This window comes from Paraburkholderia terricola, from assembly GCF_900142195.1.
GTDB classification, from domain to species: domain Bacteria; phylum Pseudomonadota; class Gammaproteobacteria; order Burkholderiales; family Burkholderiaceae; genus Paraburkholderia; species Paraburkholderia terricola.
Genome location: NZ_FRAB01000020.1, coordinates 29,115 through 55,872, shown reverse-complemented (window position 1 = coordinate 55,872; position 26,758 = coordinate 29,115). Strand labels below are relative to the sequence as shown.

19 protein-coding genes are annotated in these 26,758 nt (G+C 63.8%); 11 read left to right on the top strand and 8 right to left on the bottom strand.

From position 1 onward, the window contains the following. Positions 1-579, bottom strand: coding sequence for a chromate transporter (locus BUE39_RS18455; RefSeq protein ID WP_073430171.1), 579 nt, complete (start codon positions 577-579; stop codon positions 1-3). A gap of 194 nt (positions 580-773) precedes the next feature. On the opposite strand from BUE39_RS18455, the gene BUE39_RS18450 reads away from it, so the two are divergent. After that, positions 774-1,067 carry an antibiotic biosynthesis monooxygenase family protein gene (locus BUE39_RS18450; protein WP_073430170.1) on the top strand — a complete coding sequence of 98 codons (294 nt, stop codon included), beginning with the start codon at positions 774-776 and terminating at the stop codon, positions 1,065-1,067. 210 nt (positions 1,068-1,277) lie between these two features. On the opposite strand, the gene BUE39_RS18445 is transcribed toward BUE39_RS18450, so the two are convergent. Beyond that, positions 1,278-2,561, bottom strand: a complete 1,284-nt coding sequence (locus tag BUE39_RS18445) for a 4-aminobutyrate--2-oxoglutarate transaminase (protein WP_073430169.1) — start codon at positions 2,559-2,561, stop codon at positions 1,278-1,280. 121 nt (positions 2,562-2,682) lie between these two features. Here BUE39_RS18445 and pdxR point away from each other — a divergent pair, with 121 nt between their 5' ends. Beyond that, the gene (gene pdxR, locus BUE39_RS18440; RefSeq protein ID WP_073430168.1) at positions 2,683-4,206 is read left to right on the top strand and encodes a MocR-like pyridoxine biosynthesis transcription factor PdxR; all 1,524 of its coding nucleotides are present in this window, start codon (positions 2,683-2,685) and stop codon (positions 4,204-4,206) included. Positions 4,207-4,258: 52 nt separating this feature from the next. Here the strand turns inward: pdxR and phnE are convergent, their stop codons facing one another. From phnE to phnC, 3 genes are read right to left on the bottom strand one after another with little or no spacing between them, the layout of a single operon-like run. After that, positions 4,259-5,101 (bottom strand): phosphonate ABC transporter, permease protein PhnE, encoded by an 843-nt coding sequence (phnE, locus tag BUE39_RS18435; protein WP_073430167.1) that lies wholly within the window; start codon positions 5,099-5,101, stop codon positions 4,259-4,261. Then, positions 5,098-6,075 carry a phosphonate ABC transporter substrate-binding protein gene (gene phnD, locus BUE39_RS18430; RefSeq protein ID WP_073430166.1) on the bottom strand — a complete coding sequence of 326 codons (978 nt, stop codon included), beginning with the start codon at positions 6,073-6,075 and terminating at the stop codon, positions 5,098-5,100. Before phnD ends, phnE begins: the two co-directional genes overlap by 4 nt. Before the next feature lie 41 nt (positions 6,076-6,116). Continuing rightward, entirely contained in the window at positions 6,117-7,028 is a 912-nt protein-coding gene (phnC, locus tag BUE39_RS18425; protein ID WP_073430165.1) for a phosphonate ABC transporter ATP-binding protein, read from the bottom strand. A 296-nt stretch (positions 7,029-7,324) separates the two neighbouring features. On the opposite strand from phnC, the gene BUE39_RS18420 reads away from it, so the two are divergent. From BUE39_RS18420 to BUE39_RS18405, 4 genes are all read left to right on the top strand, one after another. After that, on the top strand, positions 7,325-8,359 hold the full coding sequence (locus BUE39_RS18420) for a M14 family zinc carboxypeptidase (RefSeq protein ID WP_073430221.1): 1,035 nt from the start codon (positions 7,325-7,327) through the stop codon (positions 8,357-8,359). Beyond that, positions 8,356-9,132, top strand: a complete 777-nt coding sequence (locus BUE39_RS18415; RefSeq protein WP_073430164.1) for an alpha/beta fold hydrolase — start codon at positions 8,356-8,358, stop codon at positions 9,130-9,132. The genes BUE39_RS18420 and BUE39_RS18415 overlap by 4 nt, the downstream gene beginning before the upstream one ends. Before the next feature lie 139 nt (positions 9,133-9,271). Beyond that, positions 9,272-14,113, top strand: a complete 4,842-nt coding sequence (locus tag BUE39_RS18410; RefSeq protein WP_073430163.1) for an NAD-glutamate dehydrogenase — start codon at positions 9,272-9,274, stop codon at positions 14,111-14,113. Positions 14,114-14,268: 155 nt separating this feature from the next. Further along, on the top strand, positions 14,269-15,174 hold the full coding sequence (locus BUE39_RS18405) for a cation diffusion facilitator family transporter (RefSeq protein ID WP_073430162.1): 906 nt from the start codon (positions 14,269-14,271) through the stop codon (positions 15,172-15,174). A 43-nt stretch (positions 15,175-15,217) separates the two neighbouring features. Here BUE39_RS18405 and BUE39_RS18400 read toward each other — a convergent pair whose 3' ends face one another. Continuing rightward, positions 15,218-16,198: an aldo/keto reductase gene (locus tag BUE39_RS18400; protein ID WP_073430161.1), complete on the bottom strand. Its 981-nt coding sequence runs from the start codon at positions 16,196-16,198 to the stop codon at positions 15,218-15,220. A gap of 271 nt (positions 16,199-16,469) precedes the next feature. On the opposite strand from BUE39_RS18400, the gene BUE39_RS18395 reads away from it, so the two are divergent. Then, a complete protein-coding gene (locus tag BUE39_RS18395; protein ID WP_073430160.1) occupies positions 16,470-17,540 on the top strand; it encodes a purine-nucleoside phosphorylase in 1,071 nt (356 codons plus the stop codon). Positions 17,541-17,813: 273 nt separating this feature from the next. On the opposite strand, the gene BUE39_RS18390 is transcribed toward BUE39_RS18395, so the two are convergent. Together BUE39_RS18390 and BUE39_RS18385 are read right to left on the bottom strand one after the other, a co-directional pair. Beyond that, a complete protein-coding gene (locus tag BUE39_RS18390; RefSeq protein ID WP_073430159.1) occupies positions 17,814-18,122 on the bottom strand; it encodes a DUF4148 domain-containing protein in 309 nt (102 codons plus the stop codon). Positions 18,123-18,381: 259 nt separating this feature from the next. Continuing rightward, the gene (locus BUE39_RS18385) at positions 18,382-19,386 is read right to left on the bottom strand and encodes a LysR family transcriptional regulator (RefSeq protein ID WP_073430158.1); all 1,005 of its coding nucleotides are present in this window, start codon (positions 19,384-19,386) and stop codon (positions 18,382-18,384) included. Positions 19,387-19,559: 173 nt separating this feature from the next. Here BUE39_RS18385 and BUE39_RS18380 point away from each other — a divergent pair, with 173 nt between their 5' ends. The 4 genes from BUE39_RS18380 to BUE39_RS18365 are packed head-to-tail and all read left to right on the top strand — an operon-like array spanning position 19,560 to position 26,506. Beyond that, complete coding sequence (locus BUE39_RS18380; protein ID WP_073430220.1) at positions 19,560-20,414, top strand: alpha/beta hydrolase; 855 nt, start codon at positions 19,560-19,562, stop codon at positions 20,412-20,414. Positions 20,415-20,460: 46 nt separating this feature from the next. Beyond that, positions 20,461-21,669 carry an efflux RND transporter periplasmic adaptor subunit gene (locus tag BUE39_RS18375; RefSeq protein WP_073430157.1) on the top strand — a complete coding sequence of 403 codons (1,209 nt, stop codon included), beginning with the start codon at positions 20,461-20,463 and terminating at the stop codon, positions 21,667-21,669. Between the two features lie 57 nt (positions 21,670-21,726). Beyond that, positions 21,727-24,912 carry an efflux RND transporter permease subunit gene (locus BUE39_RS18370; RefSeq protein ID WP_073430156.1) on the top strand — a complete coding sequence of 1,062 codons (3,186 nt, stop codon included), beginning with the start codon at positions 21,727-21,729 and terminating at the stop codon, positions 24,910-24,912. Positions 24,913-24,925: 13 nt separating this feature from the next. Beyond that, positions 24,926-26,506 (top strand): efflux transporter outer membrane subunit, encoded by a 1,581-nt coding sequence (locus BUE39_RS18365; RefSeq protein ID WP_073430155.1) that lies wholly within the window; start codon positions 24,926-24,928, stop codon positions 26,504-26,506. Positions 26,507-26,758 lie beyond the last annotated feature (252 nt).

Below are 26,758 nucleotides of genomic sequence, written 5' to 3'. Positions count from 1 at the left end.
CTATGCCTTGCGGAGTTGGGTGCGGAGTTTGGTGTACTCGGACAGCACGCTCAAGCCGCCCGCGCCTGTCACGACCCATACCAGCGGCAAGCGCAAAACGCCGATCGCGACAAACGTGCCGGCGAGAAAGAGCATGGGCAACAGCGTGCGCGGCACGCGGCGCGCGGTGGTCACGCCCATCGACAGCGACAGGCCCGTGGCCGCTGCCGCCGCGCCCGCAAGCAGGACATGAGCGGGCGGAAAATGAAGCAGATAGGTGAAGGCCGTGCCGAGAATGATGATGAAAACGGCGGGCGGAACGATGATTCCCGTGACCGCGAGCAGCGCGCCGCGCCAGCCGAGCAGCCGGTGTCCGATCCAGATCGCCATGTTCTTCACGTTGATGCCCGGCAGCGCTTGTGAAATTGCCAGGCCGTTCAGGAAGTCTTCCTCGCTGATCCAGTGGCGCTCTTGCACGAATTCCCGCAGAAGCCAGCCGCTCAAACCACCGCCGAAGCTCGTGAGTCCGATCCGGCTGAAGATGAGGAATAGCCCGGTTAGCGTGGGCGGTCCGCTTGCGTTAGCCGTTTGCTTGGACATCGAATCTTCCAGTCAGATTGACGTAGGGCGTATGAAATTATTTTGGCGATCGCCGTGGCCGACTGCGTGTGTGCGGCTGGAAAATTATAGCAACGGTGGTTTGGTGGCAGGGCTGTGCTTCGTCGTTCGATGAAACTGCTCGATGAACAGTTACGGCGTAGAATCGCCGGGACTCAATTCCATTGGAGAGTTGTATGGTGAATGAAATGGCAGTAATCGAAATCGCGCCGGGAAAAGATGCGGAGTTCCAGGCCGGCGTCGCACAGGCAATACCGCTGTTCAATCGGGCGCGCGGCTGCAAGGGCGTCGAGCTTCATCGAACCGTCGAACAGCCGAACCGTTATGTTCTGCTCGTTCAGTGGGATACGCTGGAAGATCACATGGTGCACTTCCGCGAGTCCGATGACTTTCAGGAATGGCGTCGACTTGTCGGGCCGTTTTTTGACAAGCCGCCGGTGGTGACGCATACAGAAGTTGTGGTGAAGTAGGGGGGCTTTTCGTCAAGACCCTGTGCACTGACACAAATATGACGATGACGGCCGTTCAGCCCGGGAGTCTTCGCCCATACCAGATAAGAAAACGGCCACGTCGGACATTCCGGCGTGGCCGCTTCACTTTTCGAATTTAGCCGAGCTGCATGTACTTGATCGCGGCCTGGCCATGGATGCTGTAGTGCGAGTCCGCGCAGGCCGAAAAACTCAAACCCCCACAGCAACACTATCCCTGATCACGCCCTCAAGAATAACCATGGCTTCATCAAAAACCGAGTCCTGAATGGTGAGCGGGAACAGAAACCGAACCACGTTCGAATAGACACCACACACCAGCAGCAACAAGCCACGCTCGAGCGCGCGACTTTGCACGCGCCTGGTAAATTCCGCGTCGGGCTCGGTGCTGCCCGCCTTGCAAAACTCGACCGCCACCATGCCGCCCGGCCCGCGCACATCGGCGATTTGCGGCACTTCGCCTTGCAGCGCGATCAGCTTCGCCTTCACGCGGTCACCCAACACCGTGGCGCGCTCGCAAAGCTTTTCTTCGTCGATGATATCGAGCACGGCATGCGCGGCGGCAATCGCCAAAGGATTGCCGGCATACGTGCCGCCGAGGCCGCCCGGCGCCGCCGCGTCCATCACATCGGCGCGACCGACCACGCCCGACAACGGCATGCCGCCCGCGAGGCTCTTCGCCATCGTCATCAGATCGGGCACCACGTCATGGTGATGCATCGCAAACAGCTTGCCGGTGCGCGCAAAACCCGTTTGCACTTCGTCGGCGATCAGCAGAATGCCATGCTCGTTGCACAGCTTGCGCAATGCGCGCACGAACTCGGCCGGCGCCGAATAGAAACCGCCTTCGCCCTGAACCGGTTCGAAAATGATCGCCGCCACGCGCTTCGGGTCGATGTCGGCCTTGAACAAAGCGTCGATCGCCTTCAACGAATCGGCGGTAGTCACGCCGTGCAGCGGATTCGGGAACGGCGCATGGAACACATCGGACGGGAACGGACCGAAGCCGATCTTGTACGGCGCGACCTTGCCGGTCAGCGCCATGCCCATCAACGTGCGGCCATGAAAGCCGCCGGTGAACGCGATCACGCCCGGACGGCCGGTCGCGGCGCGCGCGATCTTGATCGCGTTTTCGACGGCTTCCGCGCCGGTCGTGAAGAATGCGGTCTTCTTCGGATAGTCGCCCGGTGCGCGCTGGTTGATCTTCTCCGCCAGTTCGACATACGACGCGTACGGCACGATCTGATACGCGGTGTGCGTGAAGTGATCGAGCTGATCGCGGATCGCGGCGAGAATTTTCGGGTGACGGTGGCCCGTATTGCAGACGGCGATGCCCGCGGCGAAGTCGATGAAACGGCGGCCCTCGACGTCCCACAGTTCGGCGTTCTCGGCGCGCTCGGCGTAGAAATCGCACATCACGCCGACACCGCGCGGCGTGGCGGCGTCCTTGCGGCTCTTCAATTCTGCATTCTTCATCGTGATCTCCGGCGCTCCTCGGTTTTTTGCGGACGCCGCGCTTAAGCGGCACATGCAGCGACTATAATGAGATTTGGCTCTCAACTTCAGAGCCATTTCAATAAAAATGTAGGAGCCACTGATGCGCGCGAGTGTGTTGTCCGATTGGCTGGCGCAGCGCCTCGATCGCGGCAACGGCCAGCCGATCTATCGTCAACTGCATCGGCTGCTGCAACAGGCGATCCTGTCGCGCGAACTGCCGGCGGGCGCCAAGGTGCCGTCGTCGCGTTTGCTGGCCAAGGAGTTGGGCATCGGGCGTAACACCGTCACGCAGGTGTACGAGCAGTTGGCGCTCGAAGGCTATGTGAATTCGGCGACCGGCAGCGGCACCTTCGTTGCCGATAGCGCGCCGGACGAGATCGTCGGCGGGCCGGATGCCGACGCGGCGATCGCGCGCCCCGCGCCGTCGAACTCACCGCTGTCCTCGCCGTTGCCGGCAAAGCGCGCGCTGTCCACGCGCGGCGCGCGGCTGATCGCGGGCGCCGGCGTGTCGAAGCGTCAATGGGGCGCGTTCATGCCGGGCGTGCCGGACGTCACGAAGTTTCCCGCGCGCGTGTGGAGTCGCCTGCACAACAAGTATTGGCGCCGGCTGCGCCCGGATCTGTTGACCTACGCGCCGGGCGGCGGCCTGGCGTCGCTGCGCCACGCGCTGGCCGACTATCTGCGCACCTCGCGCTCGGTGCGCTGCACGCCCGAGCAGATCATCATCACGACGGGCATTCATCAGTCGGTCGATCTTGCCGTGCGTCTGCTGTCCGATCCGGGCGACGTGATCTGGACCGAGGACCCGTGCTATTGGGGCGTGCGCAGCGTGATGCACGTTTCCGGGCTGCAATCGCGGCCGATCGCCGTCGACGAGGAAGGCATCAATCCATCTGCCGACGACCTCGCGCAGCCGCCCAGGCTGATGCTCGTCACGCCGTCGCATCAATATCCGCTCGGCATGGTGATGAGCCTCGCGCGCCGCCGCATGCTGCTCGAATACGCGCGGCAAAACCAAGGCTGGATCATCGAGGACGACTACGACAGCGAATTCCGTTACGGCAGCCGGCCGCTGGCGTCGCTGCAAGGTCTGGACACCTCTGGGCAGGTGATTTACGTGGGCAGCTTCGGCAAGACGCTGTTTCCCGGCTTGCGCATCGGCTACCTGGTCGCGCCGGAAGCGCTGGCGGAGAGCTTTGCCACGGCGAGCGCCGAACTGTATCGCGAGGGACAATTGCTGCAACAGGCCATGCTCGCGGAGTTCATCGACGAAGGGCATTTCACCTCGCATATCCGCAAGATGCGCACGCTTTACGGGCAGCGTCGCCAGAGTCTGCTCGACGCCGCCGCGCGCCGTTATGGCGACGCGTTGCCGGCGGTGGGCGGCGATGCCGGCTTGCATCTGGTGATGCAACTGCCGCCAGGCAGCGACGACCGCGCGGTGGCAGCCGCGGCGCTGGAGCGCAATATCGTCGTGCGGCCGTTGTCGGGGTATTACGCGCAACCGTCGCTGGCGCCGTCGGGTTTGCTGATCGGCTATGCGTGCGTGCCGGATGAGGACATCGCGCCGGCTTTCAATACGCTGGGTGGTGCGATTGATGCGACGTTGGTGGAGTTGGCGTGAGGGGCTCGCGGACGACACTTCGGCTTGCACACTGCAATCACCCCCCAAACCCTCAAGTCACCCGCTCACGCAGCCACGCCGACGCCAGATCGATCACCGTCACGACCACCACCACCATCAGCATCACCGCAGCGGTCTGCGCATAGTTAAACGAGCGGATAGCCTCGTACAGCACCACGCCGATTCCGCCCGCGCCGACCATGCCGACCACCATCGCCGAGCGCACGTTCGATTCGAAGCGATACAACGCGTAAGAGATCCACAACGGCAGCACTTGCGGCAGCACGGCATAAACGATTTCGTCGACACTGGTCGCGCCGGTTGCGCGCACGCCTTCGGCCGGACGCGGATCGATGGCCTCGACCGCCTCCGCGAAGAGCTTGGCGAGCACGCCCGTGGTATGCACCCACAGCGCCAGCACGCCGGCGAAAGGACCGAGGCCGACCGCGACGATGAACAGCATCGCGAACACCATTTCATTGATCGCGCGGCAGGCGTCCATCACGCGGCGCATGGGCTGCACGATCCACGCCGGCGCGATGTTGTGCGCCGACATCAAGCCGCACGGCACCGCGCAGACGAGCGAGAGCGCGGTGCCCCACACCGCCACCGAAAGCGTCACGTACATCTCGTGCAGATAGTTGCGCCATTCGCTGAAATCCGGCGGGAAGAAGTCCTTGGCGAACTGGCCCATGTTGCCGGAGTCGCTCAGCAAATCCAGCGGACGCATGTCGGCGCCGTGCCATGCGCCGCCCAGCACCGCAAGCACCGCGATCCAGCCGACCAGCGACAGCCAGCCGCGCTTGCCCGCGGCGGGCGGGCCATGACGCGCCGCCCGCGCGGCGAGCGCTTCGTTCGCGCGAGCCGGCGACGTGATCAGATCGGCCGTGTTCATTGCTTCGATTGCACGTTGCCGAGCGCGGCGAGCTTCGCGTCGAGCGCGGCCAACTGGGTCTTGCGGTCGTCGTCGGAGAGATGCGTGTCGCTCTCGATCTTCTGCTTCTGCTGGAACAGCGCAACCTGGCGGATCGGCAGCAACTGCGCATCCGACGACGCCGCGAAGCCGCCATAGCCGGTAATCGCGGCCATCACCGCTTTTTCGCGCGGATCGGTCTTCGCATAGTTCAGGAAGAAGTTGCGCAGCTTGTCCTTGGTCGCTTGCGGCAGATCCTTGCGCCACACGAGCGGATCGGACGGAATCAGCGGCGAGGTCCACAGCACGCGGACTTGCGCGAACTTGTCCGGGTGCTGCTTTTTCAGCGTGTCGAGCATCTCGGTGTTGTTGGTGGCGATGTCGATCTTGTTGTTCACCACGGCGAGCAGATTCGCCTCGTGGCTCGACGGCAGCACCGTCTTGAACGACGTCTTCACCGGCACATTGCGTTGGGCGAAGAGGTAATAGCCGGGAATCAGCGTGCCCGATGTGGAGTTGGGGTCGCCGAAACCGAGCGTGACGTCCCTGGTGTTTTTGAATACGTCGTCGAGCGTCTTGAAGCGGCTGTTCACGTTGGTGACCAGCACGGAGTAGTAACCGGCGTCGCCGTTGGCATACAGGACCTTCGCGAACACTTCGCCTTGCGAGCGATCCACCGCTTCGATCGCCGACGCATTGCCGAAATAGCCGACCTGTACCTTGTTAAAGCGCATGCCTTCGATAATGCCGGCGTAGTCCGTCGCGAAGAATGCCTTCACGTTCAGGCCGGTTTGCCGGTTCATGTCCTCGATCAGCGGTTCCCAGCGCTGTTTGAGCACCGAGGACGAATCCGTCGAGATGATGCCGAGGTTGATGTCCTCGGCTTGCGCGGTAGCGACGCAGGCAAGGGCCGCCGCGCCGAGCGTCAGCGTGATCAATGAACGCAGGAGTTTCATCGGTTGAGGTCCGGTTGAATGAATACAGTGGATTGGCGCGCTCAGTTCGAGTGCGCCGGGTCGAGGGCGAACGCGTAGCGCGTCGCGGTGGATGGGGGGGCCTGGAGCCGCGCGCTGCTTTCCATCCCGGCGGCGTTGCTTGCGGTGCCGGTCGCGCCAGGGTCCGCGTCATCGAGCAGTTCGTGGACGTCGTCGCCATAGAGCTGCTTGAGCAGCGCGGGGCTGAGCGCCGCGGAGGGGCCGTCGTACACCACCTTGCCGCGCCGCAGCGCGACGGTGCGCGGGCAATACTGCATGGCGAAGTCGACCTGATGCAGCGACACCAGCACCGTGAGCCGATGTTCGGCGTTCAGCGTGCGCAGCATGTCCATCACGCGGCGCGACGATTCGGGGTCGAGCGAGGCGATCGGTTCGTCGGCGAGCACGATGCGCGCGCGCTGCACCAGCGCCCGCGCCAGGGCCGCGCGTTGCTGCTGTCCGCCGGAGAGGTTCGCGGCGCGCTCGCGCGCGTGTTCGCCGATGCCGACCTCGTTGAGCGCGGCCATCGACAGGGCCCGCTCCGGGCCCGGAAAACGCCCGGTGAGACGGCGCCACCACGGCAGACGCGACAGCGCGCCGATCAGCACGTTGGTCTCGACGGAAAGCCGGTTCACCAGATTGAATTGCTGAAACACGAAGCCGATGTCGCGGCGAATGCTGCGCACTTCCCGCACGATCCGGCCGTTCTGCTGAATCGGCCGGCCGAGAATCGCGATCTGCGAGGGCTGCGCATCCGAGGCCGTGAAGCCCGCGATATGCCGCAACAGCGTGGACTTGCCCGAGCCCGACGCGCCGATCAACGCAACCATCTCGCCGGGCTCGACGCGCAGATCGATTTCGTCCAGGGCCTTGCGGCCGTTGCTGAACGTCTTGCTCAACCGTTCGATACGGATTGCGTCCGGCGTCGCTGCCATGAGTACCTCTTTTCCGGCCGCTACGGGCCTGTGTGGACTCATTCTAGAAAGCGTCTGTGACGGTTGAGTGAAGGCATCGTAACGTCTAGACGACTACATCTCCGTGAATGTTTTCCGCCGTCGAAAAAGGCCGCACCCAGGGCGCACCCGAGGCATTCCTTCGAGCGGAAAATGACATACGGATGACACGCTTTGCAACTACGCCTCACGCCACCCGCATGATCGCGCGGCGCCAGGCTATATTGCGTCTGCGGCTCGCCGCCCCCCATAACCTCGCAGTTCCATTCGACGTCGTCATGCAGCCTTTGAGCTTTCTTCCCGACAGTTTCGCGGAGTATGAAGATCTCAAGACGATTCTCGAGCAGGGCAGCGCCAGCTTCGAGATCCGTTCTGTCTGCGAGACGACGGTGCGTGGCCGGCAATTCACCGTGCACACGGCGAGTATCGGCTCGACCGATCCGCTCGCGCCCGCGATCGGATTCTTCGGCGGCATCCACGGACTCGAACGCATCGGCTCGCAACTCGTACTCGACTACATGCGCGCGCTGCTCGCGCGCCTCGAATGGGATGAGTTGCTGGTGCGGCAATTGCAGTCGATTCGTCTGGTCTTCATGCCGATCGTCAATCCCGGCGGCATGTGGGCGGCGACGCGCGCCAATCCGAACGGCGTCGACCTGATGCGCAACGCGCCGCAGAACGCCGACGAACGCGTGCCGCTGCTCGCGGGCGGTCAGCGCGTGGGCGCGTGGCTGCCGTGGTATCGCGGCCGCCACGGCGAGCCGATGGAGCCGGAAGCCGCGGCGCTCCTGCAAGTGGTGGAAAGCGAACTGGCGGCGCGGCCCTTGAGTATCGCGCTCGATTGCCACTCCGGTTATGGCTGGACCGACAGCATCTGGTTTCCCTACGCGCGCACTCGCAAACTGATGCCGCATCTGCCGGAAATGTACGTGCTGAAAACGATGTTCGAGCGCTCGCATCCGCATCATGGCTATACGTTCGAACCGCAGAGCCATCAGTATCTGCTGCACGGCGATCTATGGGACTTCGCGTATGACCGCACGCCGGCCCCCAACGTATTCCTGCCGATGACACTCGAACTCGGCTCGTGGCTGTGGATCAAGAAGAATCCGCGCCAGCTCTTTTCGCGTCAGGGCATGTTCAATCCGGTGAAGGCGCATCGCACCGCGCGCGTGCTGCGGCGTCACGCGAACCTGCTCGACTTTCTCGCGCGCGCGGCTTTCTCGTCGCAACGCTGGCTGCCGCAGGGCAACCGTCGCGAGGCATTGCTGCAAAGCGCGATCGACCACTGGTACAAATCGGACGCCCCATGAGCACGTGGATCCTGCTGCGCGGACTCACGCGCGAAACGCGCCACTGGGGCCGCCTGCCCGACGCGCTGCGCGAAGCCATTGGCGGCGAGCGCCTGTTGCTGCTCGATCTGCCGGGCAACGGCGAGTTCGCGCAGGCGCGCGCGCCGGCCACGGTCGCGGAGATGGTCAGCTTCGTGCGGATTGCCGCTTTGCAAAGCGGGGCGAGCGTCCCATACCGCGTGCTGGCGATGTCGCTCGGCGGCATGGTGGCGACGGAGTGGGCGCAACGTCATCCCGCCGAGATCGAACGGCTCGTGCTGATCAACACCAGCATGCGGCCGTTCAGCCGCATGCATGAGCGGCTGCGTCCCTCGGCATGGCCGGGGCTCGCGGGCGTTGCGGCGCATTGGCGCGACGCGCCGTGCGCGGAGCGTGGCATTCATCGGTTGACGTGCAATAACGTCGGCACGCTGAACGCCGATCTCGACGCATGGAGCGAGATTCGCCGCAGCGCGCCGGTGAGCCGCGGCAATGCGTTGCGGCAACTCTGGGCCGCCGCGCGTTTTCGCGCGGCGGCCGTCAGGCCGGACTGCCCGCTGCTGGTTCTATCATCGCGTGGCGACAAGCTCGTGAACCCGGCATGTTCGTCGAAGCTCGCGGCCGCGTGGGGCGCGACGCATCGCGAGCATCCGTGGGCCGGTCACGATCTGCCGCACGACGACCCCGCGTGGATCGGCGCTCAGGTCCATGCGTGGCTCGCGCAACAGCCCGCCGTTTCGAAGGCTGTGCTTTAACCGGGGCAGCGGGTATAACCTAAGTGGGGTCGCGCATCGCATCGCGGGGCGGCAGGCGCATAATCCCCATTCAGACGTTGAGACGTTGCATGCGAATCGGGCGAATACGCGCCATTGCCGCCAGCCGGGGGAGTTCATCATGCAAGCAAAGAACGAAGAAGCCGTCACGCATTTGCTGAACGATGTCGTCGAGTTTGCGAGGGGGCGCTTGCCCGAGCCGACCTTCAACGTCGTCGATCCTTTCCTGCGGCACTACTACGACTTCGTCGACGCCGACGATCTGCAAAGCCGCTCGATTGCCGATCTGTACGGCGCGGCGCTCGCGCATTGGCAAACCGCGCAGCGCTTCGTGCCGGGCAGCGAACGGCTGCGCGTCTATAACCCGATCCTCGAACAGCACGGCTGGCACTCCGATCACACGGTGATCGAGATCGTCAACGACGACATGCCGTTTCTCGTCGATTCGGTATCGATGTCGGTGAACCGTCATGGGCTCGCGCTGCACTCGGTCGTGCATCCGGTGTTTCGCATCTGGCGTGGACCCGACGGCGGCATCGAACGCGTGAGCCAGGGCGCCGAGGACGCCGCCGATACGCGCTCGCAGCTCACGTCGTTCATCCACTTCGAAGTGGACCGTTGCGGCGATGCGGCAAAGCTCGACGCGTTGCGCGAGGAAATCGCCGGCGTGCTGCGCGACGTGCGCGCCGCGGTTGAAGACTGGCCGAAGATCGTCGAACTCGCGCGCGCCACCATCAAGGGCATGAAGGCCGGCGAGGGCGGGCCGGAAGGTCTGGAGGCGCGCGCGTTCCTCGAATGGATGGTGGCCGATCACTTCACCTTTCTCGGCCAGCGCGACTACGAACTGGTGCAGCACGACCTCGGCTACGGTTTGCGCGCGGTGCCGGGCTCCGGCCTCGGCATCCTGCGCGATGCGCTGCGAACTGCTGGCGCGGCCGAAGTCACGTCCTTGCCGCCGGCCGCCGCCGAGATCATCTCCAGTTCGTCGCCGATCTTTCTGACCAAGGCCAATTCGCGCGCGACGGTGCACCGGCCCGGCTATCTCGACTATGTCGGCATCAAGCTGACCGGCGCGGACGGCAAGGTGGCGGGCGAGCGGCGTTTCATCGGCCTCTATACGTCCACCGCGTATTTCGTGTCGGCCTCGGAGATTCCGATCGTGCGGCGCAAATGCGCGAATATCGTGCGAAGGGCGGGATTCCTGCCGAAAGGTCATCTCGCCAAATCGCTGGTGACGGTGCTCGAAACCTATCCGCGTGACGAGCTTTTTCAGGCCGACGAGAATCAGCTCTACGACACCGCGCTCGGCGTGCTGCGTTTGCAGGAACATCAGCGCACGCGCCTGTTCGTGCGGCGCGACCGCTTCGACCGTTTCGTGTCGTGCCTCGTGTTCGTGCCGCGTGACAAGTACAACACCGACCTGCGCCAGCGCATTGCGAATCTGCTGGCCGACGCCTTCAACGGCGCCAGTGTCGAATTCACGCCGCTGCTTTCGGAGTCGACGCTCGCGCGCATTCACTTTGTGGTGCATGCCAAGCCGGGCGGCATGCCCAATGTGGACACGCGCGAACTCGAAGCACGGCTCGTGCAGGTCGCGCGCCGCTGGCAGGACGATCTCGCCGACGCGTTGCTCGATGCGTTCGGCGAAGAGCAGGGCAACCGTCTGCTGCAACGTTACGCGGATTCGTTTCCGCCCGGCTATCGCGACGATTACCCCGCCCGCACCGCGGTGCGCGACATCGAGTTGATCGAGCGCGTGCAGGGCAGCGAGCGCCTCGCGATGAACCTGTACCGTCCGATCGAAGCGGGACCGCGCGCGTTCCGCTTCAAGGTGTATCGCGCGGGGCAGCCGATCGCGTTGTCGCGCAGCTTGCCGATGCTCGAACATCTGGGCGTGCGTGTCGATGAAGAACGGCCTTATCTGATCGAGGCGTTGGGCGCCACGCCCGCGTGGATTCACGACTTCGGCCTCGAACTCGCGGACGACGCGGAATTCGACATCGAGCGCGTGAAGGATCTCTTCGAGGAAGCGTTCGAACAGGTGTGGACCGGCGCGATAGAAAGCGACGATTTCAACCGCCTCGTCTTGCGCGCGCAACTGAATGCGCGCGAGGTGACGATACTGCGCGCTTACGCCAAGTACTTGCGCCAAGTAGGTTCCACATTCAGCGACGCTTATATCGAACGCGCGGTGACCGGCAACCCGGCGATCGCGCGCATGCTGGTGGAACTGTTCGTCGCGCGCTTCGATCCGGTATTGGGCGATACGCGCGAGGCGCGCATCGACGGCTGGCTGAAGAAGATAGATAGCGCGCTCGACCAGGTGCCGAATCTCGACGAGGACCGGATACTCCGGCAATTCCTCGGCGTCATCAAGGCCACGCAGCGCACGAACTACTATCGTTTCGACGCCGACGGACATCCGAAACCGTACCTCTCGTTCAAGTTCGATCCGGCGCAAGTGCCCGGCTTGCCCGAGCCGAAACCGATGTTCGAGATCTGGGTTTATTCACCGCGCGTGGAAGGCGTGCATTTGCGCGGCGGGCGTGTGGCGCGCGGCGGCTTGCGCTGGTCGGACCGGCGCGAGGACTTCCGCACGGAAGTGCTCGGGCTGATGAAGGCGCAGATGGTGAAGAACGTGGTGATCGTGCCGGTCGGCTCCAAGGGCGGCTTCGTCGTGAAGAATCCGCCGCCGCAAAGCGAGCGCGACGCGTGGATGCGTGAAGGCGTGGCGTGCTATCAGACCTTTTTGCGCGGCCTGCTCGATCTGACGGACAACCTCTCGGGCACGGCGCTGGCGCCGCCGCCCGAGGTGGTGCGGCACGATCCCGACGACCCGTATCTGGTGGTGGCCGCCGACAAAGGCACCGCCACCTTCTCCGACTACGCCAACGCGATCTCACAGGAATACGGTTTCTGGCTCGACGACGCGTTCGCGTCGGGCGGCTCGGTCGGCTACGACCACAAGAAAATGGCGATCACCGCGCGCGGCGCGTGGGAGTCGGTCAAGCGGCACTTCCGCGAAATGGGCGTCGATACGCAGACAACGGATTTCACCGTGGTCGGCGTCGGCGACATGTCGGGCGACGTGTTCGGCAACGGCATGCTGCTGTCGCCGCATATCAAGCTCGTCGCCGCGTTCGATCACCGGCATATCTTTCTCGACCCGAATCCCGATCCGGCGGTCAGTCTTGCCGAGCGCGGGCGGCTCTTCGTTCTCGACCGGTCGAGCTGGGCCGATTACGATCCCTCGCTGATCTCTGCGGGCGGCGGCGTGTTTCCGCGCACGGCCAAGACGATTCCGCTCTCGCCGGCGGTGCAGGCGGCGCTCGGCATCAGCGCGGCGGCGCTCGCGCCCGCTGAACTGATGCGCGCGATTCTGCAGGCGCCGGTCGATCTGCTCTATAACGGCGGCATCGGCACCTATGTGAAGGCGAGCCGCGAGACGCATCTGCAAGTCGGCGACCGCGCCAACGACGCGATCCGCGTGAACGGCGCGGATCTGCGCTGCAAGGTGGTGGCCGAGGGCGGCAATCTCGGTCTCACGCAACTCGGGCGCATCGAATTCGCGCAGCGCGGCGGCCGCATCAATACCGATGCGATCGACAATTCCGCGGGCGTCGACTGCTCGGACCACGAGGTCAACATCAAGATTCTGCTGGGCCTCGTCGTCGCGGATGGGGAAATGACCGAGAAGCAGCGCAATGCGCTGCTCGCGGAAATGACCGACGAAGTGGGCCTGCTCGTGTTGCAGGACAACTATTACCAGACGCAGGCGCTGTCGATCGCGGGCCGCTACAGCGTCGAACTGTTCGATGCCGAGGCGCGCCTGATGCGCTACCTCGAACGCGCGGGCCGGCTGAATCGCGCGATCGAGTTTCTGCCCTCCGATGAGGAAGTCGTCGAACGGCTCACCGCGAGACAAGGTCTCACCACGCCCGAACGCGCGGTGCTGCTCGCCTATAGCAAGATGTGGCTGTACGACGCGCTGCTCGAATCGTCGATGCCGGAAGACCCGCTCGTCGCCGACATGCTGGTCGACTATTTTCCGAAACCGTTGCGGCAACGCTTCAGCGAGCCGATGCAGCGCCACCCGTTGCGCCGCGAAATTCTCGCGACGCATCTGACCAACGCGCTGGTGAACCGTGTGGGTTGCGAGTTCGTGCATCGCCTGATGGAAGAAACCGATGCGCAGCCGGGCGCCATCGTGCGCGCCTGCATCATGGCGCGCGACGTGTTCGATCTCGACGACGTATGGCGCAGCATCGACGCGCTCGATAACCGCGTCGCCGACGACGTGCAGGCGCGCATGTTCGTCGAGGTCGCGCGGCTCGTGGAGCATTCGGCGTTGTGGTTCCTGCGGCATTTGCAAGCGGGCGCGATCAGCGAGGGCGATGTGGCCGATTTGCTCGCGCGCTGCCGCGACGCCGCGCAACGCCTCGCGCCGCAATGGCCCGCGCTGTTGCCGGGCGCCGATCTCGAAGCGCTGTCCGAGCGCCAGCGCGTGCTGGTGGATGCGGGCGTCGATAGCGAGTTGGCGGTGCGGATCGCAAGCGGCGAGATTTCGGCGGCTCTGCTCGACATCGCCGAAGTGGCGTCGACCTGCGCGCGCAGCCTCGAACTGGTGGCGGGCGTCTACTTCGCGCTCGGCACGCTGCTCAACTACGGCTGGATCAGCGAGCGCGCGGCTTCACTGCCGGCGCCGTCGCACTGGGACATGCTGGCGCGCGCCACGGCGCTGGCCGAACTGGGGCGCCTCAAACGCGCGCTGACCACGAGCGCATTGGCCCATGCCGACGAAGCGTCGACGCCCGATACGTTGGTTCAGGCATGGCGTGAGAAGCGCGCCGCGCAACTGGAGCGCTATGCGCGGCTGCTTGCCGATCTGCGGGCCACGGGCGGCGCGAGCCTGTCGATGCTGCTGGTGATCGTGCGTGAGATGGCGGCGTTGGAGCGGGCCTAGGACGGCGGAAGGTGCGCGAGCGCGCAGGCGGTGGGCAGGGTACACGAAGATGCAAGGCAACACCGGGGTTGGACGCATGCCGCCCGGCATGTCCATAATACGGGCTGTTGCCAACTGAAAGCGCTCTGCAAACCCACGGGATCCTCTCACCGACGATGAAAGAAGAATCGCCGAAAGCCATTATCTACGCGCTCGCCGCCAACTTTGGCATCGCCATTTGCAAGTTCGCCGCGGCCGCCTTCACCGGCTCAGGCTCGATGTTCGCGGAAGCCATTCACTCGAGCGCCGACTGCGGAAACCAACTGCTGCTGCTATTCGGTCTGCGTCAGGCGCGCAAGCCGGCGAGCCTGTTGCATCCGATGGGCGGCGGCCGCGCAATCTATTTCTATTCGCTGCTCGTCGCGCTGCTGCTGTTCTTCGTGGGCGGCGCGTTTTCGGTGTATGAGGGCGTACACCGTCTGATCGTGCACGAGCCCTTGCAGTATGCGTATGTGGCGCTCGTGGTGCTCGGCATTTCGGTGGTGCTCGAAGCGCTGTCGCTGTGGGGGGCGATCAAGGAAATCCGCAAGACCAATCCCGACAAAAGCCTGTGGCGCTGGTTTCGGGAGACGCGCGAATCCGAACTGCTGGTGGTGGCGGGCGAGGACATCGCCGCCCTGGCGGGTCTCGCGATAGCCTTCGTCGCCGTGCTGCTGACGATGATAACGGGCAACGCCGTCTACGACGCGTTGGGCTCGGTCGCCGTCGGCTTGCTGCTGATGGTGATCGCGTGGGCGGTCGCGCGCGAAGTGAAGTCGATGATCGTCGGCGAATCGGCGAGCCCCGAAGTGCGCCGCGCGATCGAGGCGCATCTGCGCGCGCGCCGCGAGATTCGCAGCATCATCAACATCATTACGATGCAATGGGGCCGTCAGGTGGTGGTGGCGGTGCAGGCGGAAATGATCGACTACCCGAGCGGCCGCGCGATGGTGGATGCGATCAACGTGATCGAAGCGGACTTGCAGGCCGCGTTTCCGCAAGTGCGCTGGGTGTTTTTCGAACCAGACGTGCCGCGCGGTTGAGACAGGGTTTGCGCCGCCGGGGCGGCGCTTTCCAACATACCGCTTATTTGAAGCCCGTCACCGCGTGCGGCACATACAGTTCTTCGAGCAGGCGAATTTCATCGTCGCTCAGATTCAGCGAGAGAGCGGCCACCGCGTCGTCCAGATGATGCAGCTTCGTCGCACCCACGATCGGCGCGGTAATCGGCTTCTTCTGCAAGACCCACGCTAGCGCGACTTGCGCCCGCGGCACGCCCCGCTCGGCGGCGATCCGGCTCACCCGCTCGACGATCTGGCGATCCGCGTCCTCGGTTTGCGCGTACAGCGTGCGGCCGAATTCGTCGGTCTCGGAGCGCGCGCTTTCGGTGTTCCAGTCGCGCGTCAAACGTCCGCGCGCGAGCGGGCTCCACGGAATCACGCCGATGCCCTCGCTTTCGCACAGCGGCAGCATCTCGCGTTCTTCCTCGCGGTACAGCAGGTTCACGTAGTTCTGCATCGTTACGAAGCGCGTCCAGCCGTTGCGTTCCGCCACGTGCAGCGCCTTGGCGAACTGCCACGCATACATCGACGATGCGCCGATATAGCGCGCCTTGCCCGCCTTCACGACATCGTGCAGCGCTTCCATCGTTTCTTCTATCGGCGTGTCGTAGTCCCAGCGGTGGATCTGATAGAGATCGACGTAATCGGTGCCGAGACGCCGCAGGCTGTTGTCGATCTCCGCCATGATGGCCTTGCGCGACAGACCGGCGCCGTTCGGGCCCGCATGCATGCGGCTATTGACCTTGGTGGCCAGCACGATCTCGTCGCGCTTGGCAAAGTCCTTCAGCGCGCGGCCGACGATTTCCTCGCTCGTGCCGTCCGAATAGACGTTCGCGGTATCGAAGAAGTTGATGCCTTTATCGAGCGCCTGCTTGATGAATGGACGGGACGCCTGTTCGTCGAGCGACCAGGGATGAGTGCCGCGCGAGGGCACGCCGTAGCTCATGCAACCGAGGCAAAGACGCGATACATCGAGGCCGGTGCGGCCGAGTTTCACATACTCCATCGTGGTGCTCCTGTTGAGAACTGCACAAAGGCGGTGCGTGCCCCAAGGGACTTTCCTTCGGACTTGCCGCGGATCGTCGATTATAGGGAAGCCGGGAGAAGCGCGTGCAGAGCCGCCGCGCCGGCTTTCAGCAGTAAGGTTCAGCCGCCGGGCGGGAAATGGTGCTTTGCATAATGGAAAGTAAGGAAAATAATTTCTTCGCACTTATACTTCTTTCGGCTTGAAAGCAGCACTCTCCCAAACTGCATCACAAGCAAAAGGAAGAATCACGATGCTGACTCGCACATTCGGCGCTGTCTGCGCCATTACGCTCGCGGCGTGCGCCGCGTTTTCGTCGGGCCCCGCCAGCGCCGACGAGGACGGTTTCTCGCAAGGCGAGGGCGGCTCGCATGGGCGGCCCGTCAAGGTGATGATCATTTCGATGTTCGGTCCCGAGGGTCAGGTGTGGCTCGACCGGCTCGGACCGTGGCGTGATATTCCGGTGGACGGATTGTCGCCCGATTACCCGGCGGTTCATTGCAACCGGCAGGACGTGTGCGTGATGACCACCGGCATGGGACATACCAATGCCGCAGCGTCGATCATGGCGTTGACGTTCTCGCCGCGCTTCGATTTGCGGCGCACGTATTTCATGGTGGCCGGCATCGCCGGTATCGACCCGCAACAGGGCACGGTCGGGTCCGCCGCCTGGGCGAAGTACCTGGTCGACTTCGGCATTCAATGGGAGATCGACGGGCGTGAAATTCCGTCGGGCTGGAATACGGGCTACCTCGGCATCAATACGAAGAGCCCATCGGAAAAGCCGCCGCTCGACTATCGGACGGAAGTATTCCAGTTGAACACGCAACTCGCCGATACGGCGTTTGCCTTGTCGCGTAACGTTGCGCTCGCCGATAACGCGCAGGCTCAGGCGGCGCGCGCGAAGTACTCGTATGCGCCGGCTAACCGTCCGCCTACCGTCATTCAATGCGACACGCTGGCGGGCGATACGTGGTGGTCGGGTACGCTGCTTGGTCAGCGGGCCCGCGACTGGACCAAGACCTTGACGGATGGCAAAGGCGTCTATTGCACCACGCAGCAGGAAGATAACGCGACCTACGAGGCGCTCAAGCGCGCGGCCGCGGTGCATAAGGTCGACTTGAATCGCGTTGCCGTGGTGCGCTCGGGTTCCGATTTCGACCGGCCCTACGATGGACAAACCAGCGCGGACAATCTGATCAACTACGCCGCGCAAGGCGGCTTTACGATCGCCCTCGAAAACCTGTACCGCTCGGGGAATCCGCTCGTGCAGGATATTGCTACTCACTGGGGCGAGTGGCGCGACGGCGTGCCGAAACGCTAACTCTCTCTCTACGTGGCGTGCCCGCGGAACGAAGCCGCGGGCACGCCCATCACTCATTGCTAACGCGGCGTAACGCGGAATTGCCAACCGTACTTAACGTTGCGGTGCGCGAAACGGCGTCCAGACCGGAGCGTCGGTATTCCAATGATCGAGTTCGGATGGTGCCATGATGTTCTCCTTTTTGAAGACTGCATGAATGGCGCCGCAATGACTATTTGTTCGAACTGAATCATCGCGGCGTTTTCATTTTTACTGCGTGCTTCACTGCCCGCTTCACTGCCCGTTAGCAACGCGCGTGACCTCGCCATTCGTGCCTTCCTGCAATGCAATGCGCGCGGCCTGCGTTTGACCGATCAAGCCTTTGTTCGGATACGTGGTGCGATTCAGTGCCGGCAGTGAACCGTCGCGATAAGCGGCGACCAGTTCGGCCTTCACCTCGGCGCGTGTTTTAGTGCTCGTGCTCGGGGCCGGTTGTGTTTGATAGCTGCCGGCATGACCAATACCGCCACTGCTGCTTTGTGCAAACACCGGTGCGCTTGCGAGCAGCGAAAGAGCCAGACCTGCGAAGAGATTGCGTTTCATGATTCACTCCTGTCGATTCATTTGCAGCAACGCGGTGTGCTGCGACAGGGTGAAATGTAGGCTTCGGCGGAGTGCGGATAAATCGCACTTTCACGAAATGAATTGTCGCGATTCAAGAACAATCGCCGCGAGGATCAGTCCGCAAAGGCGGCGCGAGCGCCCTGGCATTGGGCTCGCCGTGAGTACAAAAAGAAAACCGCGGCATTGGAGCCGCGGTTGAAATTCACTATTCCAGAATCCGTACTTCAGATCAAACGAATCAGGCGACCCACTCGGATATCACGGGCGTGTCGAGTGTCGGGGCGGATTCACGTTCCTCCAGAGTACGCTTCGTGCAGGTGGCGTCGAGACTGCCGCGTCCGCTCAGCAATGGGCAACGGTCGAACAGTTCGGCAATCCAGTCTACGAAAACACGGACTTTAGGCGACAGATGCCGACTGTGCGGATAGACTGCGGAAATCGGCATCGGCAAGGGCTTCAACTCTGGCAGTACTTCCACCAGTTGGCCCGAACGCAGATGCGGCAGCACCATGAAGAGCGCCGGCTGAATCAGGCCGAAGCCTTCAAGCCCGCAGGTCACGTAGGCATCGGCGTCGTTCACCGAGACGATGCTCTTCATCTTCACTTCGATTTCCTTGCCGTCCACCATGAAAGCCCAATCGAGCGTGCGTCCCGTGCGGCTCGAAAAGTAGTTCACTGCTTTGTGATTTTGCAAGTCGTCGAGCGAGGTCGGCATGCCCGCGCGCTCGATATAGTCGGGGGACGCGCAACTCACGCCCTCGAACAAACCGATACGGCGCGCCACCAGCGAGGAATCCTGGAGCGCGCCCACCCGCACCACGCAATCCACGCCTTCCTGCAACAGATCGACGGGGCGATCCGTCAATCCGAGTTGCAGGTCGATGTCCGGGTAGCGCGTGTGGAACTCACATAGTGAAGGAATCACCAGCAAGCGGCCGATCGATCCCGGCATGTCGATGCGCAGCTTGCCGTGCGGCTTCTTATTGCCGCTTTGAAAACTGGCCTCGGTTTCCTCGACGTCCGCGAGAATGCGCACGCAGCGCTCGTAGTACGCCGCGCCGTCCGGCGTGAGCGACAAACGCCGCGTGGTTCGGTGCATGAGCCGCGTGCCGAGGAACGCTTCGAGATTCTGAATGATGGTGGTAACCGATGCACGCGGCAGGTCGAGCGTTTCCGCTGCACGGGTAAAGCTGTTGGTGTCGACGACGCGCGTGAACACTTGCATGGCCTGAAGCCGGTCCATTGCAAACCTCCGGAAAGGGCGGGCGCACTGAGCGGAAATCGAATCCGCGGAGCAATCGCATTCGATTGTTCAGAGTCGCCGAATTGTGTTGCCGGATTATAGGCATTTATTTACGAGTCTGCCGAACCCACAATTCGCACCATTGCAGTTTTGTGCGCATTGCGCGGCTCGACATGGATTTATTGAAACCGCCGTACTCCCTCGCGCCCGCCGGCAACGGCCCGGCAGAGGCCAGCAGCACGGCACTCGGCGTGACCGACGTGCAGATAGAAGGGCACGCGCAGGACATTACCCTGCGTTTGTACCGGCAAGGCCAGAAGACCGCACTGCCGGTATTGCTTTATTTTCACGGCGGCGGCTTTACCAAGGGCTCGATCGATCAGGCCGATTTCGCCGCGCGTTATTTCGCGGAACACTTACCGGCATTGGTCGTGTCGGTGGGTTATTCGCTCGCGCCGCGGTTTCCGTTTCCGGCGGCGCCTGAAGACGCGCACCGCGCGGCGCTGTGGGTGCAGACCCGGGCGCGCGCGTTCGGCGGCAACAGCAAGAAGGTCGGCGTGGCCGGGCATGACGCGGGCGGGCAGTTGGCCAATTGCCTCGCGTTCATCGCGCGCGATCGCGGGGATGTGCAGATTGCCGCTCAGGCGTTGTTCGGGCCGATGCTCGACCCGAGCCTCACGCGCCTCGGCGACGAAAAGCGCCTCGGCTCGGACATCACCGCGAAAGAGTGCGCCGCCTGTTATCGCGCGTACTTGCCGCAAGCGTCGCAGCGCATGCATCCGTATGCGGCGCCGCTGGAGTCGTCGCGGCTCGCGGGCCTGCCGGCCACGCTGATCGCGACGGCGCAAAACGACGTGCTGCATGTGGAGGCGGAGAAATACGCGAGCAGTCTGATCGACGCGGGTGTGCTGACTCAGGTGGTCCGTTATCCGAGCGTCTCGCATGCCGCGTTGGCCGATCATCCGCCCGCCTTGCAGGAAGCGGTGCGATTTTTTCAGTGGCGCTTCGATGCGCGCGCCCATCGCTGAAACAGAAACAAGCAAAAACTTTAATCAACGATACCGGGAGCTTTTCATGACTATCCTTCCTCTTTCCCGCCGCCGCGTGGCGGTTGCCGCGCTTGTCGTGGTCGTGCTGGCCGGGCTGGGCACGTTCGGCGCGATTCGTGTCGACGCCAGTTCGCCGGCCGCGCCGACGATCGTGCCGGAAGTCGATGTCGCCACCGTGGTGCAAAAGACGATTACCGACTGGCAGACCTATTCGGGCCGCCTCGAAGCCGTCGAAAAGGTGGACGTGCGTTCGCAGGTGCCGGGCACGATCGTGTCCGTCAACTTCAAGGACGGCGCGCTCGTGAAGAAAGGCGACACGCTGTTCGTGATCGACCCGCGCCCCTACGCGGCGGAAGTCGATCGCGCGGCCGCGCAGCTTGCGGCCGCGCAGGCGCGCACCGGTTACACGCAAAGCGACTGGGAGCGCGCGCAGCGCCTGATCGCCGACAACGCGATCGCCAAGCGTGATTACGACGAGAAGCAGAACGCCGCACGCGAGGCGAGCGCCAACCTGAAGGCCGCGCAAGCCGCGCTCGAAACCGCCCGCATCAATCTCGGCTACACGAAGATCGTGGCGCCCGTGTCGGGCCGCGTGTCGCGTGCGGAAATCACGGTGGGCAACGTGGTGTCGGCGGGCGCGAGCTCCACGCCGCTCACCACGCTCGTGTCGGTGTCGCCGATCTACGCATCGTTCGACGCGGACGAACAAACCTACCTGCAATACCTGAGCCGCGCGAAAGACGGCGGCAAAGTGCCGGTGGAACTCGGGCTCGCGGACGAAAGCGGCTATTCGCGCAGCGGCACGATCGAGTCGGTGGACAACCGGCTCGACACGTCGTCGGGCACGATCCGGGTGCGCGCGCGTTTCGACAACCAGGACGGTGCGTTGATTCCGGGTCTCTATGCACGCGTGAAGGTCGGCGGCAGCGAGCCGCATCCGGCCCTGCTGATCGACGATGCCGCGGTGGGCACCGATCAGGACAAGAAGTTCGTGCTGGTGGTCGACCAGGGCAATCACGTCGTGTATCGCGAGATCGCGGTGGGCGGCATGCAGGGCAACCTGCGCGTCGTCAAGGGCGGCCTGAAGGCCGGCGATCGCATCGTGGTGAACGGCGTTCAGCGGGTGCGTCCGGGCGATTCGGTGCGCGCGCACATGGTGCCGATGACGACCGATCAGGACCCGAACAGCGCGCCGCTCGCGCAGGCGCGCGCCAAGGCGGACAAGAATTCGTGAGCCTCGCGCGCCGCGGCTAGACACGCGCGGCGCGTGCTCCAACGTTAAGAGCTTCCCATGAACATATCCAAATTCTTCATCGATCGGCCGATCTTTGCCGGCGTGCTGTCGGTATTGATTCTGCTGGGCGGCATCATCGCGCTCTTCAAGCTGCCGATCTCGGAGTACCCGGAAGTGGTGCCGCCGTCGGTGGTGGTGCACGCGCAGTATCCGGGTGCGAATCCGAAAGTGATCGCGGAGGCCGTCGCCGCGCCGCTCGAAGAGCAGATCAACGGTGTCGAGAACATGCTGTACATGCAGTCGCAAGCGAATAGCGACGGCAATCTCACGCTCACGGTCACCTTCAAGCTCGGCACGAATCCCGACCTCGCGACGCAACTGGTGCAGAACCGCGTCAATCAGGCGCTGCCGCGTCTGCCGGAAGACGTGCAACGCCTCGGCATCACGACCATCAAGAGTTCGCCGACGCTGACGATGGTGGTCCACCTGATCTCGCCGAACAATCGCTACGACATGACGTATCTGCGCAACTACGCGCTGCTCAACGTCAAGGATCGGTTGGCGCGGATTCAGGGCGTGGGCCAGGTGCAGTTGTGGGGTTCGGGCGACTACGCGATGCGCGTGTGGCTCGATCCGCAGAAAGTCGCGCAGCGTGGTTTGACGGCGACCGAAGTGGTCAATGCGATCCGTGAGCAGAACGTTCAGGTGGCGGCCGGTGTGATCGGCGCATCGCCTTCGGTGCCGGGCACGCAGTTGCAGTTGTCGGTGAATGCGCGCGGCCGCCTGAAGACCGAGGGCGAATTCGGCGACATCATCGTCAAGACCGCGCCGGATGGCGGCGTGACGTACCTGCGCGACATCGCGCGCGTCGAGCTTGCGGCTTCCGAATACGGTCTGCGTTCGCTGCTCGACAACAAGCCGGCGGTGGCGCTCGCCATCAACCAGGCGCCGGGCGCGAACTCGCTCGCGATTTCCGATGAAGTGCGCTCCGCGATGAAGGAACTCGCGGAAGACATGCCGGCGGGCGTCGAATACAAGATCGTCTACGACCCGACGCAGTTCGTGCGTTCGAGCATCGAGGCGGTCGTGCATACGCTGCTCGAAGCCATCGCGCTCGTGGTGATCGTCGTGATCGTGTTCCTGCAAACGTGGCGTGCGTCGATCATTCCGTTGATCGCGGTGCCGGTCTCGATCGTGGGCACGTTTTCCCTGCTGCTCGCATTCGGCTTCTCGATCAACGCGTTGTCGTTGTTCGGCATGGTGCTCGCCATCGGGATCGTGGTGGACGACGCGATCGTGGTGGTGGAGAACGTCGAGCGGAACATCGAAAACGGGCTGAGTGCGCGCGACGCGACATACAAGGCGATGCAGGAAGTGAGCGGGCCGATTATCGCCATTGCGCTGACGCTGGTCGCCGTGTTCGTGCCGCTCGCCTTCATGACCGGCTTGACGGGCCAGTTCTACAAGCAGTTCGCGATGACCATTGCGATCTCGACGGTGATCTCGGCATTCAATTCGCTCACGTTGTCGCCGGCGCTCTCCGCGATGCTGCTGCGTAGCCACGGCGCGAAGGAAGATGTCCTCACGCGTGTGATGAATCGCTTGCTGGGCGGCTTCTTCAAGCGCTTCAACAAGGTCTTTCATCGCGGCTCGACGGCCTATGGCCGCGGCGTGACTGGCGTGCTGCGCCGCAAGGGCGCCATGCTCGCGGTCTACGCGGTCCTGGTGGGCCTGACGGTGCTGGTCTCGCGCGTCGTGCCGGGCGGTTTCGTGCCGGCGCAGGACAAGGAGTACCTGATCGCCTTTGCGCAATTGCCGAACGGCGCATCGCTGGATCGCACGGAAAAAGTGATCCGCGACATGAGTGCTATCGCGCTGAAGCAACCCGGCGTGGAAAGCGCGGTGGCGTTCCCTGGTTTGTCGGTGAACGGCTTTACCAACAGTTCGAGCGCGGGCATCGTGTTCGTGACGCTCAAGCCCTTCAAGGAGCGTGGCGACAAGAAGCTCTCGGCCGGTGCGATTGCCGGCGCGTTGAACCAGCAATATGGCGCGATCAAGGACTCGTTCGTGGCGGTGTTCCCGCCGCCGCCGGTGCTCGGTCTCGGTACGCTCGGCGGCTTCAAGATGCAGTTGGAGGACCACGGCGCGCTCGGTTACGCGGAGTTGAACAAGGCCGCGGAGGCCTTCGTGAAGAAGGCGGCGCAAACGCCTGAGCTCGGCCCGACCTTCTCCAGCTATCAGATCAACGTGCCGCAATTGAACGTCGACCTGGATCGCGTGAAGGCCAAGCAACTCGGCGTGCCGGTCACGGACGTGTTCAACACGATGCAGATCTATCTGGGCTCGCTGTATGTGAACGACTTCAACCGCTTTGGCCGCGTGTATCAGGTGCGGGTGCAGGCGGACGCGCCGTTCCGTCAACGCGCCGACGACATCCTGCAACTGAAGACGCGTAACACGGCGGGCGACATGGTGCCGTTGTCGTCGCTGGTGGCGGTGACGCCGACGTATGGTCCGGAAATGGTGGTGCGTTACAACGGCTATACGGCGGCCGACATCAACGGCGGACCCGCGCCGGGCTTCTCGTCGGGCCAGGCGCAAGCGGCGGCCGAACGCGTCGCGGCGCAAGTCCTGCCGCATGGCGTGAAGCTCGAATGGACCGACCTGACGTATCAGCAGATTCTCGCCGGCAATGCGGGCCTGTGGGTGTTCCCGATCAGCGTGCTGCTCGTGTTCCTCGTGCTCGCCGCGCTGTATGAAAGCCTGACGCTGCCGCTCGCGGTGATCCTGATCGTGCCGATGAGCGTGCTGTCCGCGCTGACCGGCGTGTGGCTCACGCAGGGCGACAACAACATCTTCACGCAGATCGGTTTGATGGTGCTGGTGGGCTTGTCCGCGAAGAACGCGATTCTGATCGTCGAGTTCGCACGCGAACTGGAGCATGACGGACATACGCCGCTCTCTGCGGCGATCGAGGCGAGCCGCTTGCGTCTGCGCCCGATTCTGATGACGTCGATCGCGTTCATCATGGGTGTGGTGCCGCTGGTGCTGTCGAGCGGAGCCGGTTCGGAAATGCGTCACGCGATGGGTATCGCGGTGTTCTTCGGCATGCTCGGCGTGACGCTGTTCGGCTTGATGCTGACCCCTGTGTTCTATGTGGTGCTGCGCACGCTGGCCGGCGGAACGATTCACGTCGCGCAGAAGGATGCGCCGCACTATGGCGCGCCGGTGACGGACGCTTGAGGAGAAAACAATAATGAAACGTTTTGAATCTTTGGGCGGGTGGGGGCGGGCGGCTACCAGCGGTTTGCTGGTCGCGCTGCTCGCCGCCTGCTCGGTGGAGCCCACGTATAAGCGGGCGGAGGTGGATACGCCGGCCGCGTTCAAGGAAACGCCTGCCGCTTCCGCACAGGACACGGGCACGTGGAAGCAGGCCCAGCCCGCTGACGACGCGCATCGCGGCCAATGGTGGACGATTTTCGGCGACCCGCAGTTGAACGCGCTGGAAGAGCAGGCGGCCGCCGCGAATCAGGATCTGAAGGCGGCGGCGGCGCGCGTGCAACAGGCGCGCGCGGTGACGCGGGCGGCGCGCTCGGACTGGTTCCCGAAGCTCGACGCGGGCTTCGGCCCGACGCGTGAGCGCGTTTCGGCGGCCTCGCAATTCCAGCCGGCCAGCGCGGGCGGTACGACGGGCACGATCTGGCGCGCGCAGGTGGGCGCGTCGTACGAAGCCGATCTGTTCGGGCGCGTCGGTTCCAACGTGAACGCGTCGCAAGCGGACGAGCAGCAAAGCGAAGCGCTGTTCCGTTCAGTGCAGTTGTCGTTGCAGGCCGACGTCGCGCAGAACTATTTTCAACTGCGTGAACTCGACACGGATCAGGATCTGTACCGCCGCACCGTGGCGCTGCGCGAGGACACGCTGAAGCTGGTCGAACGGCGTTTCAAGGAAGGCGATATCAGCGAACTGGACGTGTCGCGCGCCCGCAATGAACTGGCCAGCGCGCGCGCCGATGCGGTGGGCGTGGCGCGTCAGCGGGCGGCGTCCGAGCATAGCCTCGCGATTCTGCTCGGCAAGCCGCCGGCGGATTTCTCGTTCGCGGAAGCGCCGCTTGCGCCGGTCACGGTGCGCGTGCCGCCTGGTTTGCCTTCGGCCCTGCTCGAACGCCGGCCGGATATTTCGGCGGCGGAGCGGGCAATGGCGGCGGCGAACGCGCGGGTGGGTCTCGCGAAGTCGGCGTTCTTCCCGAAGCTCGATATCACGGGCGCATTCGGTTATGAGTCGGCGACCTTGGGCGATCTGTTCATGTGGTCGAGCCGTGCGTTCATTCTCGGGCCGTTCGCCGGCACGGCGCTGACCTTGCCTCTGTTCGACGGCGGCCGCCGCAAGGCGAACCTCGCGCAAGCTCGCTCGAAGTACGACGAGGACGTCGCGCAATATCGTCAACAGGTGCTGGTGGCGTTCCGCGAGGTGGAGGACAACCTGGCCGATCTGCGTTTGCTCGACGATCAGATGCGCGAGCAGAACAATGCGGTGCAGGCATCGCAGCGCGCGGCGCATCTGTCGCGCACGCAGTACACCGAGGGCGCGGTCAGCTATCTGGACGTGATCGACGGCGAGCGGCAGGTGCTCCAAACGCAACTACAGGCGAGTCATTTGTCGGGCACGCAGGCGGTGGCGACGGTTAATCTGATTCGCGCGTTGGGTGGTGGATGGAGCGACGTGAAGGCGCCGGATGCCGCGGTGGGGTCGGTTGCGCCGGCTTCGGGTGCGGTTGCTGCTTCTGCTGCTGCTTCTGCTTCTGCTCCGGCGGTGACGGAACAGGTAGCGAAGCGGTAGGTGTTTAGATCAGTTGTTAGTGGTGAACGCCGGGGCGCGCGGTTGCGCGGCCCGGCGTTTTTATTTGGGCAGCAGCGCGACGGCGCGGTTTTCAGCGGTTCTATTCCCCACAACGTCCCGCCAAATCATTTTTCCCGCTTTCCTTCCGAAAATCCCTTCGTAGACCACTGGTTTCGCCGCCTCTATCATGGGCCGCACCTCATCTGGAGAGAGGCGATGACCTGTCCGACTTTCCGCTGTTCGCGCTGACCG

Coding starts and splice junctions, on each gene's coding strand:
- BUE39_RS18455 (WP_073430171.1), bottom strand. CDS start 579: ATGTCCAAGCAAACGGCTAACGCAAGCGGACCGCCCACGCTAACCGGG.
- BUE39_RS18450 (WP_073430170.1), top strand. CDS start 774: ATGGTGAATGAAATGGCAGTAATCGAAATCGCGCCGGGAAAAGATGCG.
- BUE39_RS18445 (WP_073430169.1), bottom strand. CDS start 2,561: ATGAAGAATGCAGAATTGAAGAGCCGCAAGGACGCCGCCACGCCGCGC.
- pdxR (WP_073430168.1), top strand. CDS start 2,683: ATGCGCGCGAGTGTGTTGTCCGATTGGCTGGCGCAGCGCCTCGATCGC.
- phnE (WP_073430167.1), bottom strand. CDS start 5,101: ATGAACACGGCCGATCTGATCACGTCGCCGGCTCGCGCGAACGAAGCG.
- phnD (WP_073430166.1), bottom strand. CDS start 6,075: ATGAAACTCCTGCGTTCATTGATCACGCTGACGCTCGGCGCGGCGGCC.
- phnC (WP_073430165.1), bottom strand. CDS start 7,028: ATGGCAGCGACGCCGGACGCAATCCGTATCGAACGGTTGAGCAAGACG.
- BUE39_RS18420 (WP_073430221.1), top strand. CDS start 7,325: ATGCAGCCTTTGAGCTTTCTTCCCGACAGTTTCGCGGAGTATGAAGAT.
- BUE39_RS18415 (WP_073430164.1), top strand. CDS start 8,356: ATGAGCACGTGGATCCTGCTGCGCGGACTCACGCGCGAAACGCGCCAC.
- BUE39_RS18410 (WP_073430163.1), top strand. CDS start 9,272: ATGCAAGCAAAGAACGAAGAAGCCGTCACGCATTTGCTGAACGATGTC.
- BUE39_RS18405 (WP_073430162.1), top strand. CDS start 14,269: ATGAAAGAAGAATCGCCGAAAGCCATTATCTACGCGCTCGCCGCCAAC.
- BUE39_RS18400 (WP_073430161.1), bottom strand. CDS start 16,198: ATGGAGTATGTGAAACTCGGCCGCACCGGCCTCGATGTATCGCGTCTT.
- BUE39_RS18395 (WP_073430160.1), top strand. CDS start 16,470: ATGCTGACTCGCACATTCGGCGCTGTCTGCGCCATTACGCTCGCGGCG.
- BUE39_RS18390 (WP_073430159.1), bottom strand. CDS start 18,122: ATGAAACGCAATCTCTTCGCAGGTCTGGCTCTTTCGCTGCTCGCAAGC.
- BUE39_RS18385 (WP_073430158.1), bottom strand. CDS start 19,386: ATGGACCGGCTTCAGGCCATGCAAGTGTTCACGCGCGTCGTCGACACC.
- BUE39_RS18380 (WP_073430220.1), top strand. CDS start 19,560: ATGGATTTATTGAAACCGCCGTACTCCCTCGCGCCCGCCGGCAACGGC.
- BUE39_RS18375 (WP_073430157.1), top strand. CDS start 20,461: ATGACTATCCTTCCTCTTTCCCGCCGCCGCGTGGCGGTTGCCGCGCTT.
- BUE39_RS18370 (WP_073430156.1), top strand. CDS start 21,727: ATGAACATATCCAAATTCTTCATCGATCGGCCGATCTTTGCCGGCGTG.
- BUE39_RS18365 (WP_073430155.1), top strand. CDS start 24,926: ATGAAACGTTTTGAATCTTTGGGCGGGTGGGGGCGGGCGGCTACCAGC.